The organism is Corallococcus sp. 4LFB, assembly GCF_046520365.1.
Classification (GTDB): Bacteria; Myxococcota; Myxococcia; order Myxococcales; family Myxococcaceae; genus Corallococcus; species Corallococcus caeni.
Genome location: NZ_JBKGHJ010000715.1, coordinates 1 through 3186, shown reverse-complemented (window position 1 = coordinate 3186; position 3186 = coordinate 1). Strand labels below are relative to the sequence as shown.

At 72.3% G+C, this 3186-nt stretch carries 1 protein-coding gene and 3 pseudogenes; 1 reads left to right on the top strand and 3 read right to left on the bottom strand.

The window, feature by feature from the left end:
* The 3 genes and pseudogenes from ACLEQD_RS40010 to ACLEQD_RS40000 all read right to left on the bottom strand — a co-directional run.
* A pseudogene (locus tag ACLEQD_RS40010) lies at nucleotides 1-892 on the bottom strand (serine/threonine-protein kinase); the annotation flags it as partial.
* Nucleotides 893-914: 22 nt separating this feature from the next.
* Complete coding sequence (locus ACLEQD_RS40005) at nucleotides 915-2012, bottom strand: 6-phosphofructokinase (protein WP_410391186.1); 1098 nt, start codon at nucleotides 2010-2012, stop codon at nucleotides 915-917.
* A 154-nt stretch (nucleotides 2013-2166) separates the two neighbouring features.
* A pseudogene (locus tag ACLEQD_RS40000) lies at nucleotides 2167-2645 on the bottom strand (hypothetical protein).
* 360 nt (nucleotides 2646-3005) lie between these two features.
* On the opposite strand from ACLEQD_RS40000, the pseudogene ACLEQD_RS39995 reads away from it, so the two are divergent.
* Nucleotides 3006-3186 (top strand): annotated as a pseudogene (locus tag ACLEQD_RS39995) (hypothetical protein); the annotation flags it as partial.

The following is a 3186-nucleotide window of genomic DNA, read 5'->3' as shown; positions in this document are numbered from 1 at the left end:
CCGCTGGTACGACGGCGGTCCGCGAAGAAGGAGATCAGCTCCTCGCCCACGCGCGGGAACCCCAGCCCCGCGAGCGCAGTCGCCGCCAGCGCGTCGCGCAGCTTCGCCGCGTTGGGTAGCGCCGCGCCGGGTCGCGCTGGAGGCACGTCGCGCAGATCTCCGCCAGCTCGTCCGACAGCGCGGGCACGCGGCGGCGCGGGTCCTCATAGGCCCCGTCCAGGATGCGCTTCAGCGTCGCCGTGGTGTTCGACGCGGTGAAGGGCAGCCGGCCCGTCATCAGCGCGTAGAACATGATCCCCAGGCTGAAGACGTCCGCCTCCGGCCCGGCCTCCAGGCCCTCGATGATCTCCGGCGACATGTGCGCGGGCGAGCCCACCAGCGCGCCCGTCACCGTCATCCGGTCCTCGATGTCCAGCAGCCGCGCGATGCCGAAGTCCATGAGCTTGAGGACCCCGTCCTCGCGCACCATGACGTTCTCCGGCTTCAGGTCGCGGTGGATGACGCCCGCCTCGTGCGCGTGCGCCAGCGCCGCCGCCAGCTCGTGGATGATCATCGCCGCCAGCTCCGGCGGCTCCAGCGGGCCTTCATCCAGGTACGTCTTGAGCGTCCGGCCGCGGATGTACTCGGTGACGATGAAGGCGTCGTGCGCCTCCGCCGAGGAGAAGTCGAACACCTCCAGGATGTTGGGGTGGTGCAGCTTCGCCACCGCGCGGGCCTCGCGCGCCAGGCGCCGCCGCGACTCGTCCTTGCCGGCCAGGTGCGGGTGCAGCACCTTCACCGCGACCTCGCGGTCCAGGGCCGTGTCCAGGCCCTTGTACACGACGCTCATGCCCCCGGAGCCCAGCTCCTCCAGGATGCGATAGCGACCGATATGGCGGCCGACGAGCGTCATGGTGTGGGCGCGCGCGCTCCCCTCAGTCCCCGAACCCGATGCCCATGCTCCGCGCGAACCGCACCAGCTCCCCTTGCGGATCCACCCGTCGCTCCTTGCGAGACTCGCTCAGCGGCACGCTGACGATGTCGCTGTTCCTGAGCGCCACCATGTGGCCCCAGTCTCCATCCCGCACCAGGTCCAGCACCTTGCAGCCGTAGCGCGTGGCCAGCAGGCGGTCCGCGGCGCTCGGGCTGCCCCCGCGCTGCAGGTGCCCCAGCACGGTGACGCGGATCTCCGCGTCGATGTGGCTCGCGAGCAGGTCCGCGCACACCTTGCCGGAGCCCCCCAGCCGCACCACGCCCCGGCCCGGGATGTCCGCGGCCTCCGCGAGCACGGACAGCGCGCCGCCCTCCGGATACGCGCCTTCGGAGATGGCGATGATGGAGAAGCTGCGCCGCCGCGTGGCCCGCCGCTTCAGCGTCTCCAGCAGGGACGTCACCCGGTAGGGGATCTCCGGGATGAGGATGAGGTCCGCGCCGCCCGCGATGCCGCTGTCCAGCGTGAGGAAGCCCGCGTGCCGGCCCATGATCTCCACCACCATCACGCGGTCGTGTGACTCCGCCGTGGAGTGCAGCCGGTCCAGCGCCTCCGTGACGATGAGCCGGGCGGTGTCGAAGCCGAACGTCTGGTCCGTGCCGGACAGGTCGTTGTCGATGGTCTTCGGACACCCGACGACCTTCAGCCCCTTGGCCGCCAGCTGGGACGCGATGCTCAGCGTGCCGTCCCCGCCAATGGCCACCAGCCCGTCCAGCCGCAGCTCCTGGCAGCGGCGCAGGACCTGCTCCGACACGTCCCGCTCCACCCAGCCCGTGCCCTCACGCACCGGGTAGGAGAACGGGTTCGCCTTGTTGGACGTGCCCAGGATGGTGCCGCCCTTGGGCAGGATGCCGCGCGTGTCCTCCACCCCGAGCGGGCGGACGAGCTCCGGCTCCACCAGCCCCATGTAGCCGTTCTCGATGCCCACGAACGAGTGGCCGAACTCGTACACGCCCCGGCGGACGAGGCCTCGGATGAGCGCGTTGAGCCCCGGGCAATCACCACCGCCGGTGAGGACGCCGAGTCGTAGAGGTCGAGCCATAGGGAAGGAGAAAGTCGGACGCGGGTGTCAGTGGGAGCAGGCGGCACTATGACAGCAACGTCGGTGCGGATTGTAGGTGCCACCCCAGGGGGGTGCAACGCATCAATCAGCTGGCACGTCGGATCCGCGCTCGCAAGGACGCGGGGGCGACCCCTCAGTCGCGCTTGAGGCGACGCCGGGAGGCCAGCCGGTCCAGGAGGGCCTGGAGCCGGTCCTCCTTCTTCGCGGGAAGGGCCCGGTCCGTGGGGGACTGCACGGGCATCTCCCGGGCCATCCGGTACAGCTCCGCCAGCCGCTCCCGCACCAGCTCGTTGCCGGGGCGCTCCTGCAGCGCCCGGCGGTACGCGGCGGCGCGCCCACGTAGTCACCCAGCGTGAAGAGGCGCTCGCCCTCCTGCATGGGCGAGGGCGGGCCCAGCGGCAGGCGCTGGGGCTCGCGGACGCGGTTCTTCAGGTGCCGCAGCTCCTCCGGCTGGAGGCTGTCGCGCAGGTGGGCCAGCCTGGTGGCCAGCGCCTCCTCGCTCGGGAAGGCGGCGAGCAGGTGCTCGAAGAGCTCGAACGCCTCCGCGAGCTCGCCCCGGCGCAGGGCGCGGTCGGCACGTGCTTCCATGTCGGCCCGGACGGCAGGGGTCATCTCGCGGGGCAGAGTAACTGCTGCCCGCCCGGGATGTCACACGCGGAACAGGGCGCTCGGCGGGCCGCATGCCCCGGGGCCGCGAAGGGGGCCGGGACTTCCCGTGCTTCGCGCTATCCTTCCGTCCCGTGCTCCTGCCCGTGCTCACCGGTGTGTGGCTGTCGCTGTCCGGCGCGCTGGGCACGGAGCTGCGGCGGGACGGCTACAGCTTCCGGCCGCCGGACACGTTCCGCATGTCGCGCTGGGAGCGCTACGCGGGCTCGCGGGCGGGCGCGGTGTCGGAGGACGGCGTGCGCGCGCGCGCTGTCGCGGCGCTGGCGGACGGGAGGGGCCGGAGGCGGCCACGTTCCGTCATCGGCCGTGGTGGAGGGGGACTTCTCCGCCAGCCCCTCGGAGCGCGACGCGTTCTCCACCGCCGTGATGCAGCACTTCCAGCGCGAGCTGGGCGTGGCGCTGACGCCGGAGCGGGTGGACCGCGTGGGCGGGCCGGTGCCCCGGGTGGAGGTGCTGGGCACGCTGCGCGAGGAGGTGCGTCACCGTG

Bases quoted from the DNA above. Each gene is read 5' to 3' on its own strand.
- ACLEQD_RS40005 (WP_410391186.1), bottom strand. From the start codon at position 2,012: ATGGCTCGACCTCTACGACTCGGCGTCCTCACCGGCGGTGGTGATTGC.